Genomic DNA, 16,165 nt, shown 5'->3' with positions numbered 1-16,165 from the left:
GAGGAACAGGTGCAGGCCCGCGGCAGCGCACGCGTCCGTTCCGGTCGTTCGCTGCTGTTCCGGTCGTTCGCTGCTGTTCGTCCGTTCGTCCGTTCGTCCCGTCCGCTCCGAGCGGCCTCGTGCCGCTTCCGCCCCGGAAGGCCCAGCATGCCGTCCCGCCCCTCCTCCCGGACCATGGCCGCCGCCTCGATCGGCGCCCTGACGATCGCCCTGACCGGCTGCGGCCAGGAGGCCCAGGACGTCCAGGAGGTCGACTCCGACTACGCCCGGATCTGCGTCGAGGACCCCGACGGGCAGGGCGGGGCCGAGCCCGTCCGGGTCGACGAGGAGCAGTGCGACGACGACACCGTGCAGCGGGGCGGCGTCGGCTTCTTCCCGATGTGGGTGCTGATGAGCTCCGGCCGCGCCGTGCCCGTCCCGGCCGTCGGCTCGCCCGTGCCGAGCTCGGCGGGCTACACGACCGGCCGCCCGCCGGCCTCGGCCACCGTGGCGCGCGGTCTGCCCCGGGACGGGACGGCCGTGGGCAAGTCGGGGGTCTCGCGCGGCTTCGGCGGCTCGAAGAGCGGCTGGGGCTCCTGATGCGGCGGATCGACGGCCTGGCGCCGCGCCCCGGCTGGGAGCGGACCGTCCGCGACGAGGGGCTCACCTACGCCCTCACCGAACGGCCCGACGGCCGGCGCTTCTCCTACTGGAACGAGACCGCCGCCTACGTGTTCTCCCCCGCCGAGGTGGACGAGCTCGAGTCCGTCACCGACGGCCTGCACAAGATGTGCGCCGAGGCCGCACGGTACCTGGCCACCGGCGCGCTGGGCACCCTGGGCCTGTCGGAGGCGGCCTTCGAGCTGGCGCAGCACTCCCTGCGGCTGCGCGAGCCGTCGATCTACGGCCGCTTCGACCTGGCCTGGGACGGGACGGGCCCGCCCAAGATGCTCGAGCTCAACGGCGACACCCCCACCGGTCTGGTGGAGGGCGCCATCTGCCAGTGGAGCCGCGTCGAGGCGATGTACCCGGGCCTGGGCGAGGAGCACCCGGAGTTCGACCAGCTCAACGGCCTGTGGCCCATGCTCGTGGAGCGGTGGCGGCAGCGGCTGCCCTACTCGGCCACGAAGACGCTGCACGTGGCCTACACCCGCGAGGAGGAGTCCGGGGAGGACGCCGCCAACGCCGCCGTCCTGGCCAACACCGCGGCCGAGGCCGGCTACCGGGCCGTCCTGCTGCCCGTCGAGGACGTCCGCTACGACACCCGCACCCGCGGCTGGGTGCACGCGACCGGGGACGTGGACGACCCCGCGGTGGTGGGCCCGATCGAGGAGATCTTCGCCCTGCACCCGTGGGAGAACATGGTCGACGACGTTCCCGGGGCGTTCGTGCTCGAGGACCCCACCCTGATGCACCACTGGTACGAGCCGCCGTGGAAGATGTTCCAGTCGAACAAGCTCCTGCTCGTGGCCCTGTGGCGGTGCTTCCCCGGGCACGAGAACCTGCTGGCCGCCCACCCCGACGGGCCCGAGGGACTCCAGGAGTGGGTGCGCAAGCCCGTGTTCGGCCGCGAGGGGGACGGCATCGAGATGCACACCCGGGACGTGCGGATCCGCGCGGAGCACCCCCACGACTCCCCGCTGGACGTGTGGCAGGAGTACACGCCCATCCGGAACTTCCCCGGCTCCGACGGCGCTCCCAACCACCCGGTCATCGGCTCCTGGGTGGTCGGCGAGGCCGGCGCGGCGGGGATCGGCATCCGCGAGTCCGACGGCCCGCTCACCGACTACTGGTGCCGGTTCGTCCCGAACATCGTCGACAAGAAGGGTCTGCTGTGACCGCCCACCTGCTCCCCCGGTCGATCTCCACGACGACCTCGGCGGTCATCGGCTCCACCTCGATCGCCCCGCTGTACTCGGCCGTGGTGACCGTCGGGCTGATCCACGCCCTCGTGGGCGCCTGGACCCCCCTGGTGCTCGTCGGCGCCGTGCTCCCCATGGTGGTCGTCTCGGCGTGCTTCGCCCGCCTGGACGCGCTCTACGAGGACCAGGGCACCGTCTACCGGTGGGCGCGGGAGGCCTACGGAGCGTTCCCCGGGTTCCTGGGCGGCTGGGGCCTGTGGCTCTCGGCGACCCTCGTGCTCGCCTCCCTGGCCTGGGTCACCGCCGACTCGGCCCTCTACGCCCTCGGCATCGGCGCCGGTGCCTGGACCACCACCGGTGTGGCGGTCCTGCTGATGGCGGCCTTCGCGGCGGTGTCCTCGGCGGGGATCAAGGTCTCGGCGGCGGTGCAGTGGGTCCTGGCCGTGCTGCAGCTGATCGGGGTGGGCGTGCTGGTGTGGGCCGTGCGCACCGCCCCGGCCCTGCCGGCCGGCACGGCGGCCGAGGACGGGGAGTGGACCGGTTTCTACGGCGCCGCGGAGCTGGCCACCGGCGCCGGCGTGACGGCCGGGGACGTGGCGGCCGCCCTGCTGCTGGCCCTGTTCCTGTACTGGGGCTGGGACTCCACGTTCTCGCTCACCGAGGAGTCCACCACCGAGCGGGCCCCGCGGGTCTCGGCGTGGATCGCGCTGACCGTGGTCGCGACCGCCTACGCCGTCATCGGCTGGGCCTACGCCCCGGGGACGGCGGTGGCCTCACCGCTGCTGGCCGCGCTGGTGGCGGTCTCCGCGGGCGCCTCCATCGGCACCACGATGATCCCCACCTCCCGCGGCCTGATGTCCATGGCCCGCGGCGGGCACCTGCCGCGCCGCTTCCTGTCCCTGTCCTTCGCCACGTGGTCCACCGCCGCCGTCGCGACCGCCTGGATGGTGTTCTCGGGCCCGCTGTTCGACGACTCGATCGGGATCATCTCGGTGCTCGTGGCCCTCTACTACGGCCTGGCCTGCGCGGCGGTCGCGAGGCTCGGACGGACCGCCGGGGCGCGGGTGCTCGGCGCGGTGGGCGCCGCGCTCATGGGCACGGCCCTCGTGCTCACGGGCGCGGAGTACGCCCTGACGGCCACGTGGGTGTGGGCCGGCCTGACGCTGGCGCTGCTCGTGGTCCCGCTGTGGTTCCTCCTGGGCCGCGGCCGCGAGCCGCTGCCGGGCGCGAACGAGCGCACCCCGCATCTGGAGAGCCTGCTCGACTGAATTTGCCCGCCCGGACCTGTTCGCCCGGGTGCGTCCGGGCGGGACCGGACGCGGGCCGGGTCCCCGGCGCCGTGCTCGACCGCGCCTGCGCGACCGCGACGGCACGCTCAGGGGCCGGGCCCCGTCGTCGTGCACGACCGGACCCGGCCCCCGCGCGGGCACCGCCGACGGATCAGGCCTCGACCGGCGTCATCCCCCGGGTCTCCGGCTGCGCCTGGGCACCGGGCTTGCCGCCGGACGTGGTCTCGGGCTTGGCGTCCACCCCGGCCTCCTTGCGCTGCTGCGGGGTGATCGGCGCCGGCGCGGCGGTCAGGGGGTCGTAGCCGTTGCCGGTCTTCGGGAACGCGATGACCTCGCGGATGGAGTCGGTCCCGGCCAGCAGGGCGACCACGCGGTCCCAGCCGAAGGCGATGCCGCCGTGCGGGGGCGCGCCGTACTTGAAGCCCTCGAGCAGGAAGCCGAACTTCTCGTCCGCCTCCTCGCGGCCGATGCCCATGACCTCGAAGACCCGCCGCTGCACGTCCTGCTGGTGGATGCGGATGGAGCCGCCGCCGATCTCGTTGCCGTTGCAGACGATGTCGTAGGCGTAGGCCAGCGCCGACCCGGGGTCCTGGTCGAAGCTGTCCAGGAACTCCGGCTTGGGCGAGGTGAACGCGTGGTGCACCGCGGTCCACTGCCCGGTGCCCACGGCGACGTCGCCGGACTGCACGGCCTCGGCCGCGGACTCGAACAGGGGTGCGTCGACGATCCACACGAACGCCCAGGCGTCCTCGTCGATCAGCCCGGTGCGGTGGCCGATCTCCACGCGGGCCGCCCCCAGCAGGGCGCGGGAGGACTTCTGCTCGCCGGCGCCGAAGAAGATGCAGTCCCCGGGCTGCGCTCCGGTCGCGGCGGCGAGGCCCTCGCGCTCGGCCTCGGTGATGTTCTTGGCCACCGGCCCGGTCAGGGTGCCGTCCTCGCCGACCAGCACGTAGGCCAGTCCCTTGGCCCCGCGCTGCTTGGCCCACTCCTGCCAGGCGTCCAGGGTGCGGCGCGGCTGCGAGGCCCCGCCGGGCATGACCACGGCGCCCACGTAGGGGGCCTTGAACACGCGGAAGGTGGTGTCCCGGAAGTACTCGGTCAGCTCGGTCAGCTCGAGGCCGAAGCGCAGGTCCGGCTTGTCGGTGCCGTACTTCGCCATCGCCTCGGCGTAGGTCATCCGGCGGATCGGGGTGGGGATCTCCACGTCGACGAGCTTCCACAGGGCGGCCACGATGCGCTCGCCGAGGGCGATGACGTCGTCCTGCTCCACGAAGGAGGCCTCGATGTCGAGCTGGGTGAACTCGGGCTGGCGGTCCGCGCGGAAGTCCTCGTCCCGGTAGCAGCGGGCGATCTGGTAGTACTTCTCGATCCCGCCGACCTGCAGCAGCTGCTTGAACAGCTGCGGGGACTGCGGCAGGGCGTACCACGAGCCCGGGGCCAGGCGGGCCGGGACCACGAAGTCGCGGGCGCCCTCGGGGGTGGAGCGGGTCAGCGTGGGCGTCTCGACCTCGGTGAACCCGTCCTCGTGCAGCATCTCGCGGGCCACCCGGTTGGCGTCGGAGCGCAGGCGCATGATGCGGGCCGGCTCGGGCCGGCGCAGGTCCAGGTAGCGGTGCCGCAGCCGGGCGTCCTCCCCGACCTCCACGTGCTCGTCGATCTGGAAGGGCAGCGCGGCCGCGGTGTTGAGCACGGTCACGGTCCCGGCCATGACCTCGACCTCGCCGGTCGCCAGGGCCGGGTTCTCGTTGCCCTCGGGGCGGCGCTCCACGGTGCCGGTGACCTGCAGCACGAACTCGTTGCGCAGGTGGTGGAAGTCCGCCTCGTCGCGCACCACGATCTGGGCGACCCCGGAGGCGTCGCGCAGATCCAGGAAGGCCACCCCTCCGTGGTCGCGGCGCCGGCCGACCCAGCCGGCCAGCGTGACGGTCTCTCCGATGTGCTCGGCGCGCAGGGCGCCGAGGTTGTGGGTGCGCAGCACTGAAAAACCCTTCGTTGTTCGGGAGGTGCGGACGGGGCCGCGCTCCTCGCGCGTTTCCCCAGGCTTCACCCGGGGCCCCTACTCTCGTTCCGGGGACGAGTTTACAGCCCGCCCTTCCGGCACCGGGACGACGACAGGAGCCCCATGAGCACCTCCCCCGACCACCCGGCCCTGGCCCGCCGCCTGGGCACCCTCGACGCGACCGTGATCGGCGTGGGCTCGATGGTCGGGGCAGGGGTGTTCGTGGCCTTCGCCCCGGCCGCGGCCCTCGCCGGACCGTGGCTGCTGCCGGCCCTGCTGCTGGCCGCGGTGGTCGCGTGGTGCAACGCGACCTCGACCGCCCAGCTGGCCGCTGTCCACCCCGCCTCCGGCGGCACCTACCTGTACGCGAACCGGCAGCTGGGGCCGTGGCCGGGGTTCGTGGCCGGCTGGGGCTTCGTGACCGGCAAGACCGCGTCCGCGGCGGCGATGGCGCTGACCTTCGGCCTGTACGCCGCGGAGCTCACGGGGGCCGACGACGCCGGGGCGCGGCTGCTCGCCGTGGCCGCCGTCCTCGCTCTCACGGCGGTGAACCTCGGCGGGGTGACCCGCACCGCCCGGCTGACGAGGCTGCTGGTCGCCCCCGTGCTGGTGGTCCTGCTGGCCGTGGTCGGGGTGCTGTTCTGGGGCACCGGTCCCGCCACCGGCGGCCCGGGTCCGGACGGGTCCTCCACGGGAAAGGGCGCGCTGCAGAACGGCACGGTGTGGGACGGCACGGTGTGGGACGGCAGCGCGTGGGGCGTGCTGCCGGCGGCGGGCATCCTCTTCTTCGCCTTCGCCGGCTACGCTCGGGTGGCCACGATGGGCGAGGAGGTCCGGAACCCGGCACGCACCATCCCCCGCGCGGTGCTGGGCGCGCTGGCCGGCACGCTGGTGCTCTACGGGCTGCTCGGTCTCGGACTGCTGCGCTTCCTGGGGGTCGACCGGCTGGCGGCGGCGACCGCCCCGCTGCTGACGGTTGTGCGGGAGGCCGGCTGGGCGCCCGGGCCGGCGGCCGCGGGCGCCGTCGTCGTCACCGCGGCCGCCGCCCTGGCCACCCTGGGAGCGCTGCTGGCGCTGGTCGCCGGGATCTCGCGCACCGCACTGGCCATGGCCCGCGGGCGTGACCTCCCGGGGCCGCTGGCCGCGGTGTCGCGGCGGCAGCGGGTGCCGTGGGCCGCGGAGCTCGCCGTGGCGGGGATCGTGGTGGTGCTCGTCCTGGTCGGCGACGTGCGCACGGTGATCGGGTTCTCGAGCTTCGGAGTGCTCGTCTACTACGCGCTGGCCAACCTCTCGGCGCTCACGCTGGAGCAGCGCCCGGGCTGGGCGCCGCGGGCGGTCAACGCCATCGGGCTGGCCGGCTGCGCGGTCCTGGCGTGCACGCTGCCGTGGCCGTCCGTGCTGACCATGCTCGGTGTCTTCGCCGTGGGCCTGTCCGGCCGCGCGCTGGTCCTGGCACGGCGGCGCTGACCCCGGCCCCGCCCCTCCCCGCGCCGAGCCCCCAGTAAACATCCGACCACGCGGCACGACCCATGCCGAATCCCCAGTCACTCGGTGCCACTCATGCCGAGTCCCCAGTCCCGTGGCAATCCCCCAGAAAAAATGCTGGGGAAACGGAACGGGACTGGGAACTCGAGGAGACGGGCAACCAGGACATGGGGGCTCGGCGGAACCGAGCAGCCGGAACATGGGGACCCGGCGGAACTGGGCGGGTCAGGAACCGGCGGTCCGCACGACCGGGCGCAGGTCCTCGGCCGGAGGGGTCCAGTCGGCCGGGTCGGCGGGGACCTGCTCGCCGGAGCGGATGTCCTTGACCTCGTGGGCGAGCGAGCCGTCCTCCGCGCGGGACGTGAACCACACGTAGGGGATGCCGCGGCGCTCGGCGTACTTGATCTGCTTGCCGAACTTCGCCGCGCTCGCGGAGACCTCGCACGCGATGCCGCGGGCACGCAGCTGCTGAGCCACGTCCTGGGCCTGGGACCAGGACTCCTCGTCCACCAGGGAGACCAGCACGGCGGTGGGAACCTTCCGGGAGGGCGCCGCCATTCCCTGGGAGAGGATCCGGGTGACGAGCCGGGTGACGCCCACGGACAGGCCCACGCCGGGGTAGGTCTTCCGGCCGGTGGACGCCAGGGACTCGTAGCGGCCGCCGGAGCACACGGAGCCCAGCTGCTCGTGGCCCACGAGCACGGTCTCGTAGACGGTGCCGGTGTAGTAGTCGAGGCCGCGGGCGATCGAGAGGTCGGCCACCACCGTGCCGGGGGCGCGGCGGGAGGCCTCCCCCACGACCTCGGCGAGCTCGCGCAGCCCCTCCTCGAGCAGCTGCGTGTTCACGCCGAGCGCCCGGACCTGCTCGACGAAGGACGTGTCCTCGGTGCGGATCGATGCCAGCTGCAGGGCGGCCTGCGCCTGCTCGGGCGTGGCGCCGACCTCGTCGCACAGGGCCTGGGCGACCCGTTCGGGACCGATCTTCTCGAGCTTGTCGATGTTGCGCAGCACCCCGGGGGTGTCCTGCAGCCCGATGCCCTGGTAGAAGCCCTCCGCGAGCTTGCGGTTGTTGACGCGCAGCACGAACGGCGGGATGGGCAGCTTCGACAGCGCGTCGATCATCACGAGCGCGATCTCCACGTCGTAGCGGAACGGCAACGCGCCGTCGCCCACCACGTCGATGTCCGCCTGCGTGAACTCACGGGCGCGGCCCTCCTGTGGGCGCTCCCCGCGCCACACCTTCTGCATCTGGTAGCGGCGGAACGGGAAGGTCAGGTGCCCGCTGTTCTCCACCACGTACCGGGCGAAGGGCACGGTGAGGTCGAAGTGCAGCGCCAGCTGGTCGCTCCCGCGCTCGGCCGGCCCGGAGTCCTCGTCCTCCTGCAGCCGGGAGACCACGTACACCTCCTTGTCGATCTCGCCCTTGCGCAGCAGCTGACCGACCGTCTCGACGGCGCGGGTCTCGACGGACGAGAAGCCGTGCAGCTCGAAGGTCTCCCGCAGGACGTCGAGGACGTGCAGCTCGACCAGACGCTCCTCCGGAAGCCATTCGGGGAAACCGGACAGGGAGGTCTTGCGGGCCATGGGGACGTGCTCCTCGGGTGGATCGGCGCTGGGACGGAGGTGGATCGGGAGTCGGACCGGGGTGGATCGGCGACAGGACGTCTGGACGGCCGGGCCCGCGCGGGCCCGGAAGTTCCGCACTCATCCTAGAGATCCCCGGCCGCCCGGCCCAAAGCCCCGTCCGGTCGGGGCGGGCGACGGGTCGGGGCGACGGCCGGGCGGGACGTCCTCGGTAGTATGGAGCAGACGATTGTCCGAAGCCGGGCGACGACGCCGGGCACGCGCCCGGAGCCGGCGCCGGCGAGAGCGAAAGAGTTCCAGCGGTGACAGAACGTCTCGAATCCGACGACCAGCCCACGCCCCGCCCCGCCCCCACCCCGGGCCCCACGCCGGGGGCCGGACCGAAGCCGGGGGCCCCGAGACCGGGCGCCCCTCGACCCGGTGCACCGGCCCCGGCACCCGCGACGGGCCGCCCGCCCGCGCCCCCGGCCGCACCGGCGGCGGCTCCGTCGACGGCGGCGCCCGCCCTCGCCTCCCCGGAGTCCGTCGCCCGTGCCCGCGCCTTCGGACGGGTCACCGAGGACGGTCACGTCTACGTCGTCGTGGACGGCGAGGAGGTCCTCTGCGGGCAGTTCCCGGACGCGACCGAGGACGAGGCACTGGGCTACTTCGCCCGGAAGTTCGACGACGCCGAGGCGCAGGTGGCCCTGCTCGAGCAGCGGGTGGCCGCGGGAGCCCCCTCGGCGGACATGCTGACCACGGTCGAGCACCTCGCGGAACAGGTGGCCGAGCGCAAGATGCTCGGGGACGTCAAGGCCCTCGAGTCCCGCCTGGAGGCCCTGCGCCCGGCGATCCGGGAGCTGGAGGCCGCCGAGCGGGCCGCGCACGAGGCGCAGCGCGCCCAGAACGTCGCGGCGCGGGAGGCGATCGTCGCGGAGGCGGAGCAGATCGCCGCCCAGGACCCGCAGCGCACCCAGTGGAAGCAGTCCTCCGCCCGCATGGCCGAGCTCTTCGACCAGTGGAAGACCCACCAGAAGTCCGGCATCCGGCTGGGCCGGGCCGCGGAGGACGCCCTGTGGAAGCGGTTCCGCACCGCGCGCACCACGTTCGACCGGCACCGCCGTGCGTTCTTCTCGCAGCTGGACGCCGACAACGCGGAGGCCAAGCAGGCCAAGGAGGCCCTCATCGCCGAGGCGGAGGCCCTGTCCGGCTCCACCGACTGGGGTGCCACGGCCGCGGAGTACCGCCGTCTGATGGACCGGTGGAAGGAGACCAAGCGCGCGTCCAAGAAGGACGACGACGCCCTGTGGGCACGCTTCCGGGCCGCCCAGGACCGCTTCTTCGAGGCGCGCAAGGCCGACAACGACCGGATCGACGAGGAGTTCGAGGGCAACCTCGCCGTGAAGGAGCAGCTCCTCGCCGAGGCGAAGGCCCTGCTGCCCGTCACGGACCTCAAGGCCGCCAAGCGGACGCTGGGCGACATCCTGGACCGGTGGGAGCAGGCCGGGAAGGTCCCCCGGGCCCACCTGCGCCGGGTCGAGGCCGAGCTGCGCACCGTCGAGGACGCCGTGCGCCAGGCCGAGGACGAGAAGTGGCAGCGCTCCAACCCGGAGACGAAGGCCCGCTCCAACTCGATGCTCACGCAGCTCGAGACGAAGATCGAGGACCAGGAGGACGCCCTCGCCAGGGCGCAGGCCACCGGGGACACCAAGCGGGCGGCCAAGCTGGAGGGCGAGCTCGCCACGAGCCGCCAGTGGCTCGAGACCCTGCGCCGCTCCGCCGCGGACCTGCGCTGACCGAGGCCCCCGGAAGGCCCTGCGCCCGCGCTGTCCACAGCGCGGCCGCGGGGCCTTCCCCGTGCCGGGCCGGTGGGTGAGAGTGGGCCCATGGACGCTCCGCCCTGGCACCCCGACACCCTGTTCCTGCCGGCGCGGCCGTTCTCCCGCCCCGAGCTCTCGGCCCTCGTCGCGGACGGGGTGCTCGTCCCGGTGGTGCTGGAGGCGTACGTCCTGCGCGGCCGGCCGGTGACCCGGGCGGTGAAGGTCGCGGCGCTGGAGGCGCAGCTGCCCCCGCACCTGCTGCGCCGCGGCGTGCTCGGACGGCTCTCCGCCGCGTGGTTCTACGACTGCGCCGCCCGCCCCAGCATCCTGCCGGTGCTGCTCGACAAGCTGCGGCGCACCACCATGTCCCCGGTGCCGGAGGGGATCGCCCTGCACCAGGTCACGCTCGGGGGCTACGACGTCCACGACGCCGGACCGGTGCACGTCACCACGCCGCTGCGCACCGCGGTGGACCTGGCGCTGCACGTGCACGAGCGAGAGGGTCTCGCGGCCCTGGAGAAGCTCATGCACGCACCGCACCTGCACTGCCCGCCCCCGCTGGTGCAGGCGGCCCTCGAGAGCTTCGGGCGCATGCCCGGCCGCCAGGCGGCGCTGCTGCGGGTGCGCCGTGCCGCCCGGGCCATCGGCCGCCCGGTCCGCTGACGCCGGCCACGCGGTCCCGCCGGGCCGGCCCGCGCAGAAGCCCGGCCCGGCGGAAGCCCGGCCCGGCGGCCGGACCGCCCAGCAGGGGCGCGGCTCAGCGGCCGGACGGCTCCGAGATGGGCCGGTTGCCCGAGGTCCGGTAGACGTCGTAGACGCCGTCGATGCGGCGGACCTGGTTGAGCACGTGGTCCAGGTAGCGGGGGTCGCCCATCTCGAAGGCGAAGCGGGAGATCGCCAGCCGCGACTTCGAGGTGTTCACCGAGGCGGCGAGGATGTTGACGTGGTTCTCGGAGAGCACCCGGGTGACGTCCGACAGCAGGGACTTGCGGTCCAGGGCCTCCACCTGGATCTCCACCAGGAACACGCTGGACTGGGTGGGGGCCCACTGGACCTCGACGACCCGCTCCGTGGAGCTCAGGGCGAGCATGTTGGCGCAGTCCCTGCGGTGCACGGAGATGCCGGTGCCCCGCGTCACGAAGCCCATGATCTCGTCCGGCGGGACCGGGGTGCAGCAGCGGGCGAGCTTGACGTAGACGTCCGAGGCGCCCTTGACCATCACCCCGGAGTCGGAGACCCGCGGGCGCACCGGCTGGGTGGCGATCGTGGTCTCCGCGAAGTCCTCCTCCGCGCCGTCGGCCCCGCCGAGGTTGCCCACGATCTTCTCGACCACGTCGTGGGCGCTGACCACGTCGGAGCCGATCGCCTCGTACAGGGAGCTGATGTCGGTGCGGTGGAAGTCCTGGGCGACCGCGAGCAGGGACTCCTGGGTGAGCGTGCGCTGCAGCGGCAGGTGGTGCTTGCGCAGGGCGCGGGTGAGCGCGTCCTTGCCCTTCTCGATGGCCTCCTCGCGGCGCTCCTTGGAGAACCACTGCCGGATCTTGTTGCGGGCCCGCGGGGACTGCACGAACTTCAGCCAGTCCTGCGAGGGCCCGGCGTGCTCGGACTTCGAGGTCAGCACCTCCACCCAGTCCCCGTGCTGGAGCTCCGAGGACAGGGGCACGAGCTTGCCGTTGACCCGCGCCCCGATGGTCTTGTGCCCCACCTCGGTGTGCACGGCGTAGGCGAAGTCCACGGGGGTCGAGCCGGCGGGCAGGGCCATCACCTCGCCCTTGGGCGTGAACACGTAGACCTCGGACGTGTTGATCTGGTAGCGCAGGGAGTCGAGGAACTCGGAGGAGTCCTGGGTCTCCTCCTGCCAGGACACGAGCGAGCTCAGCCAGGCCAGGTCCCCCTCCTGCGCCTTCGGGGTCGCGGAGTTCGCCTGGTTGGCCTGGTCCTTGTACTTCCAGTGGGCGGCCACGCCGTACTCGGCGCGGCGGTGCATCTCGTGGGTGCGGATCTGGATCTCCACGGGGCGCCCGTCCGGGCCGATCACCGTGGTGTGCAGCGACTGGTACATGTTGAACTTCGGCATCGCGATGTAGTCCTTGAACCGCCCCGGCAGCGGCCGCCACCGTGCGTGCAGGGCCCCCAGGGCGGCGTAGCACTCGCGCACCGTGTTCACGAGGACCCGCACGGCCTGCAGGTCCTGGATCTCGTCGAAGTCCTTCCCGCGCACGATCATCTTCTGGTAGATCGAGTAGTAGTGCTTGGGCCGTCCGGTGATGGTCGCCTCGATGCCCGCCTCGGAGAGGTCCAGGGCGATCCGCTCCCGGATCTTGGCGAGGGACCGCTCGCGCTGGGGCTGGCGCTCCCCCACCATCCGCACGATCTCGTCGTAGACCTTGGGGTAGAGCGCCGCGAACGCGAGGTCCTCGAGCTCCCACTTGATGGTGTTCATGCCGAGACGGTGGGCCAGGGGCGCGAAGATCTCGAGGGTCTCGCGCGCCTTCTTGGACGAGGAGGTCTGGGAGACGAAGCGCCAGGTCCGGGCGTTGTGCAGGCGGTCGGCGAGCTTGATCACGAGCACGCGGATGTCCTTGGCCATCGCCACGATCATCTTGCGCACGGTCTCGGCCTGCGCGGCGTCCCCGTACTGGACCTTGTCGAGCTTCGTCACGCCGTCCACCAGCGCGGCGACCTCCTCGCCGAACTCGGCCCGCAGCTGGTCGAGCGTGTAGTCGGTGTCCTCCACGGTGTCGTGGAGCAGCGCGGCCACCAGGGTGGCCCCGGTCATGCCCAGCTCGGCGAGGATCGTGGTCACGGCCACGGGGTGGGTGATGTAGGGGTCGCCGCTCTTGCGCTTCTGGCCCTCGTGGCACTTCTCCGCGACCTTGAAGGCGCGCTCCAGGACCTCGAGGTCCTCCTCGGGGTGGGTGGCGCGCACCGTGTGCAGCAGCGGCTCGAGGATCGGCGAGCGGTTCATCGGCCGCCCGGAGAGGTAGGACAGGCTCGACCGGGTGCGGTCGCTGCGGCCCGGGAACACGGCCCGGCTCAGCAGCGGCCGGGACGCGGGCACCACGTAGTGCGTGCCGGCCATGTCCGACCGGCGCGGCGGTGTCGGTCCGGTGCTCCGGCCCGCGGGGACGGCTCCGTCGTCGGACGAGCTCATGACCGAGGCTTCCTTCCCGTTCGATGCGCGCGGGGCGGCGGCCGTGCGGCCGCCGCCCCGGTCGCCGGGCCCGCACCGGGTCCGGCATGTGCTGCTGTGCGGCGGGACGATCCTGCACGACCCGCCCTGCGGTGGCTACAGTCTAGTGCGCCACGGCCTCCTCGGCGGCACGGTCCGTGGGCCGCCCCGCACGGGCCTCCTGCTCGACGACGGCCGGCTCCCCGCGGCGCAGCAGCGAGTACAGCGGTGCGGCCACGAACAGGGTCGCCGCGGTGCCCACGATGATGCCGACGAACAGGGACAGGGACAGGTCCTTGAGGGTGCCGGCGCCCAGCACGAGCCAGCCGATGAACAGGATCGAGCCGACGGGCAGGATGCCGACCACGGACGTGTTGATCGAGCGCACGAGGGTCTGGTTCACGGCGAGGTTCACCTGGTCGGAGAACGTCCGTCCGGCCCGCTCCGGCGGGGCCGTGCCGTCCAGCAGGCCCTCGGTGTTCTCCCGGACCTTGTCGAAGACCACCACGGAGTCGTAGAGCGAGTAGCTGAGCACCGTCAGGAAGCCGATCACCGCGGACGGGGTGACCTCGAAGCCCACGAGCGAGTAGATCCCGGCGGTGATGGCCACGGAGGCCAGCATGCCGGCGACCGCGGAGACCGACATCTTCCAGGTGCGGAAGTACAGGGCCATGAGGACCGTGGCCAGCGCGACGAAGACCACGAGGCCCCGGAGCGCCTGCTGGGTGACGCCGGCGCCCCAGGTGGGACCGACGAACGTGGAGGTGACCTCCTCGTCGCTCACGCCGTACGCGTCGACCAGGGCGTCCTTGACCGCCAGCGTCTCGTCGTCGTCGAGCTGCTCGGTGCGCACCCGGACGGTCTCCGGGGCGATGTTCGTGACCTCGACGCCCGTCGCGTCGGAGGACGCGGCGACCGCCTCCCGGCCGGTCTCGATGTCCGGCTCCGCCACGGAGGAGACGGTGAACTCGGAGCCGCCGGTGAAGTCGATGCCGAGGTTGAAGCCTCCCTTGGCGACGGGCACGAGCAGGGAGAGCAGCACGAGGACGCCCACCACGGCGAGCCACTGCTTGGCCCGGCCCACGAAGGGATAGGACGTCCGCCCGCTGTGCAGGGCGTTGCCGAAATCAGCGAACCGGGACATCAGGCGTTCTCCTCGGGGGTGCGGGCGGGGGACGACGACGCGCCGACCGGTGCGCCCTCCGGTGCCGGCGGGGACGGCGGGTCCTGCGGAGCGGTCGCTCCTGCGCGCCGGCGCCGCTCGGCGATGGTCAGGCCGTCGTGCTCGGACCGGGGCTCGCGCAGCCGCCCCGCGCCCCGGTACAGCGGCACCGCGTCGAGCGCCTCGGGGCTGAGGCCCGAGTGCTTCCCGCCGCCGCCGAAGTAGCGGGTGCGGGCGAGCAGCACCATCACGGGGTGGGTGAAGAGGAAGACGACGAGCAGGTCGGCGATCGCGGTCAGCCCGAGGGTGAACGCGAACCCGCGGACGTTGCCCACGGCCACGAAGTACAGGACCAGGGCGGCCAGGAGGTTCACGGCCTTGGACGCGAGCACCGTCTGGCGGGCGCGCTGCCATCCGTGGTCGACCGCCGCGGGGATGGAGCGGCCGCTGCGGATCTCGTCGCGGATGCGCTCGAAGTAGACGATGAACGAGTCGGCGGTCTGGCCGATCGCCACGATCAGGCCCGCCACGCCGGCCAGGGACAGGCGGTAGTTCGCGGACCAGCCCAGCAGGGTGATCGCCAGCCACGTGAGCACGCCGGCGACCACGAGGGAGCTGATGGTCACGAGGCCCAGCAGCCGGTACTGGAAGAGCGAGTAGACGCACACGAGCACCAGGCCGATGATCCCCGCGACGATGCCCATCCGCAGCTGGTCCGCGCCCAGGGTCGCGGAGATCTGCTGCTCGGACTGGATCTCGAAGCTCATCGGCAGCGCGCCGTACTTGAGCTGCTCGGCGAGGAAGCGGGCCTGCTCCTCGGTGAAGTTGCCCGTGATCTGCGCCTGGCCGTCGGAGATCACGGCGTTCATCGACGGCGCGGAGACCACCTGTCCGTCGAGCAGGATCGCGAACTGGCTGCGGGGGTCGCCCTCCGTGGCGGTGCCGATGCCGTAGAGCCGCTCGGAGAGCTGCCGGAAGGTGTCCGTGGCGTCCGGGCCGAACTGGAGGTTCACGGCGAACTGGTTCAGGGACACGCCCTGGGCGTTCTGGGCGGTGCCGTAGGAGGCGTCCTCGATCCCGGTGCCCTGGATCTCGACGGGGCCCAGGAGGTACTTGGTGCCGGTCTCGGGCTCGCACGCGACGGTCGGCTCGTCCGCCGCCTGGGCCTCGCGCTCCTCGGGGCTCTGCGGCGTGGTGCAGTCGGTGGCCTCGAACTCCCGGAACAGCTCCGGGGTGATCCAGTTGGGGTCGGAGGCGTCGGTGGGCTCGGCCGTGGGCTCCGGCACCGCGTCGTCGGCGACGCGCTGGTCCTCGGGGATCGGCTCCGCCGCGGCGGTGGTGAGCACGGGGCGGAAGTTCATCTGCGCCGAGGTCTGGATGAGCTCGCGGGTCTGGGCGGTGGGCACGCCGGGCATGGAGACCACGATGTTGTTGCCGGACTGGGTCGCGATCTCCGCCTCCGCCACGCCCGAGCCGTCGACGCGCTGGCGGATGATCTCCACCGCCTGGTCGAGCTGCTCGGGGGTGACCTCCTGGCCTGCGTCCTCCCCCTGCAGGGTCGGGGAGAGGATCATCTGCGTGCCGCCCTCGAGGTCGAGGGCCAGCTTGGGCCCCCATCCGGTGCGGTCGGTGCCCGCTCCCCAGGTCAGCAGCCCGCCCAGCAGGGCGAGCAGCAGGACGAGCCCGATCAGGGACCGCCGTGCGGTCGAGAGGGCGGCCCGCACGCCCGAGCGCGCCGGTGCGGTCGAGCCGCCGCCCCGCCCGGAGGTGCCGCCGCGTGCGGCGGGTCCGGGGTCGCCGGAGGTCTTGCGTGTGGTCAGTGCCATGGTCTTCC

11 protein-coding genes are annotated in these 16,165 nt (G+C 73.1%); 6 read left to right on the top strand and 5 right to left on the bottom strand.

Annotated features, from left to right (window positions below; translation table 11 throughout):
- The first annotated feature begins 147 nt into the window (after positions 1–147).
- The 3 genes from ACH9D3_RS01255 to ACH9D3_RS01245 are packed head-to-tail and all read left to right on the top strand — an operon-like array spanning position 148 to position 3,109.
- Positions 148–579, top strand: coding sequence for a hypothetical protein (locus ACH9D3_RS01255; RefSeq protein WP_396409552.1), 432 nt, complete (start codon positions 148–150; stop codon positions 577–579).
- Positions 579–1,817: a glutathionylspermidine synthase family protein gene (locus ACH9D3_RS01250; RefSeq protein WP_396398068.1), complete on the top strand. Its 1,239-nt coding sequence runs from the start codon at positions 579–581 to the stop codon at positions 1,815–1,817. The genes ACH9D3_RS01255 and ACH9D3_RS01250 overlap by 1 nt, the downstream gene beginning before the upstream one ends.
- The gene (locus ACH9D3_RS01245; RefSeq protein ID WP_396409551.1) at positions 1,814–3,109 is read left to right on the top strand and encodes an amino acid permease; all 1,296 of its coding nucleotides are present in this window, start codon (positions 1,814–1,816) and stop codon (positions 3,107–3,109) included. Before ACH9D3_RS01250 ends, ACH9D3_RS01245 begins: the two co-directional genes overlap by 4 nt.
- Before the next feature lie 172 nt (positions 3,110–3,281).
- Here ACH9D3_RS01245 and aspS read toward each other — a convergent pair whose 3' ends face one another.
- The gene (gene aspS / locus ACH9D3_RS01240; protein ID WP_396398064.1) at positions 3,282–5,108 is read right to left on the bottom strand and encodes an aspartate--tRNA ligase; all 1,827 of its coding nucleotides are present in this window, start codon (positions 5,106–5,108) and stop codon (positions 3,282–3,284) included.
- Between the two features lie 144 nt (positions 5,109–5,252).
- On the opposite strand from aspS, the gene ACH9D3_RS01235 reads away from it, so the two are divergent.
- A complete protein-coding gene (locus ACH9D3_RS01235) occupies positions 5,253–6,596 on the top strand; it encodes an amino acid permease (RefSeq protein WP_396409550.1) in 1,344 nt (447 codons plus the stop codon).
- Between the two features lie 243 nt (positions 6,597–6,839).
- Here the strand turns inward: ACH9D3_RS01235 and hisS are convergent, their stop codons facing one another.
- The gene (hisS, locus tag ACH9D3_RS01230) at positions 6,840–8,198 is read right to left on the bottom strand and encodes a histidine--tRNA ligase (protein ID WP_396409549.1); all 1,359 of its coding nucleotides are present in this window, start codon (positions 8,196–8,198) and stop codon (positions 6,840–6,842) included.
- Positions 8,199–8,500: 302 nt separating this feature from the next.
- On the opposite strand from hisS, the gene ACH9D3_RS01225 reads away from it, so the two are divergent.
- On the top strand, positions 8,501–9,973 hold the full coding sequence (locus tag ACH9D3_RS01225) for a DUF349 domain-containing protein (RefSeq protein ID WP_396398061.1): 1,473 nt from the start codon (positions 8,501–8,503) through the stop codon (positions 9,971–9,973).
- Positions 9,974–10,063: 90 nt separating this feature from the next.
- Positions 10,064–10,660: a type IV toxin-antitoxin system AbiEi family antitoxin gene (locus ACH9D3_RS01220; RefSeq protein WP_396398060.1), complete on the top strand. Its 597-nt coding sequence runs from the start codon at positions 10,064–10,066 to the stop codon at positions 10,658–10,660.
- A gap of 94 nt (positions 10,661–10,754) precedes the next feature.
- Here ACH9D3_RS01220 and ACH9D3_RS01215 read toward each other — a convergent pair whose 3' ends face one another.
- From ACH9D3_RS01215 to secD, 3 genes are all read right to left on the bottom strand, one after another.
- A complete protein-coding gene (locus ACH9D3_RS01215; protein WP_396398059.1) occupies positions 10,755–13,151 on the bottom strand; it encodes a RelA/SpoT family protein in 2,397 nt (798 codons plus the stop codon).
- Positions 13,152–13,293: 142 nt separating this feature from the next.
- The gene (secF, locus tag ACH9D3_RS01210; protein WP_396409548.1) at positions 13,294–14,313 is read right to left on the bottom strand and encodes a protein translocase subunit SecF; all 1,020 of its coding nucleotides are present in this window, start codon (positions 14,311–14,313) and stop codon (positions 13,294–13,296) included.
- Positions 14,313–16,157: a protein translocase subunit SecD gene (secD, locus tag ACH9D3_RS01205; protein WP_396409547.1), complete on the bottom strand. Its 1,845-nt coding sequence runs from the start codon at positions 16,155–16,157 to the stop codon at positions 14,313–14,315. The genes secF and secD overlap by 1 nt, the downstream gene beginning before the upstream one ends.
- Between the last annotated feature and the right edge of the window lie 8 nt (positions 16,158–16,165).

Origin of the sequence: Kocuria kalidii (assembly GCF_044462225.1) — a bacterium.
GTDB classification, from domain to species: Bacteria; Actinomycetota; Actinomycetes; order Actinomycetales; family Micrococcaceae; genus Kocuria; species Kocuria kalidii.
Note: the sequence above shows the minus strand (reverse complement) of the source record. Positions and strands in the feature narration are given on the sequence as shown.

Bases quoted from the DNA above. Each gene is read 5' to 3' on its own strand.
- ACH9D3_RS01250 (WP_396398068.1), top strand. From the start codon at position 579: ATGCGGCGGATCGACGGCCTGGCGCCGCGCCCCGGCTGGGAGCGGACC.
- ACH9D3_RS01255 (WP_396409552.1), top strand. From the start codon at position 148: ATGCCGTCCCGCCCCTCCTCCCGGACCATGGCCGCCGCCTCGATCGGC.
- secF (WP_396409548.1), bottom strand. From the start codon at position 14,313: ATGTCCCGGTTCGCTGATTTCGGCAACGCCCTGCACAGCGGGCGGACG.
- secD (WP_396409547.1), bottom strand. From the start codon at position 16,157: ATGGCACTGACCACACGCAAGACCTCCGGCGACCCCGGACCCGCCGCA.
- ACH9D3_RS01215 (WP_396398059.1), bottom strand. From the start codon at position 13,151: ATGAGCTCGTCCGACGACGGAGCCGTCCCCGCGGGCCGGAGCACCGGA.
- ACH9D3_RS01220 (WP_396398060.1), top strand. From the start codon at position 10,064: ATGGACGCTCCGCCCTGGCACCCCGACACCCTGTTCCTGCCGGCGCGG.
- hisS (WP_396409549.1), bottom strand. From the start codon at position 8,198: ATGGCCCGCAAGACCTCCCTGTCCGGTTTCCCCGAATGGCTTCCGGAG.
- ACH9D3_RS01235 (WP_396409550.1), top strand. From the start codon at position 5,253: ATGAGCACCTCCCCCGACCACCCGGCCCTGGCCCGCCGCCTGGGCACC.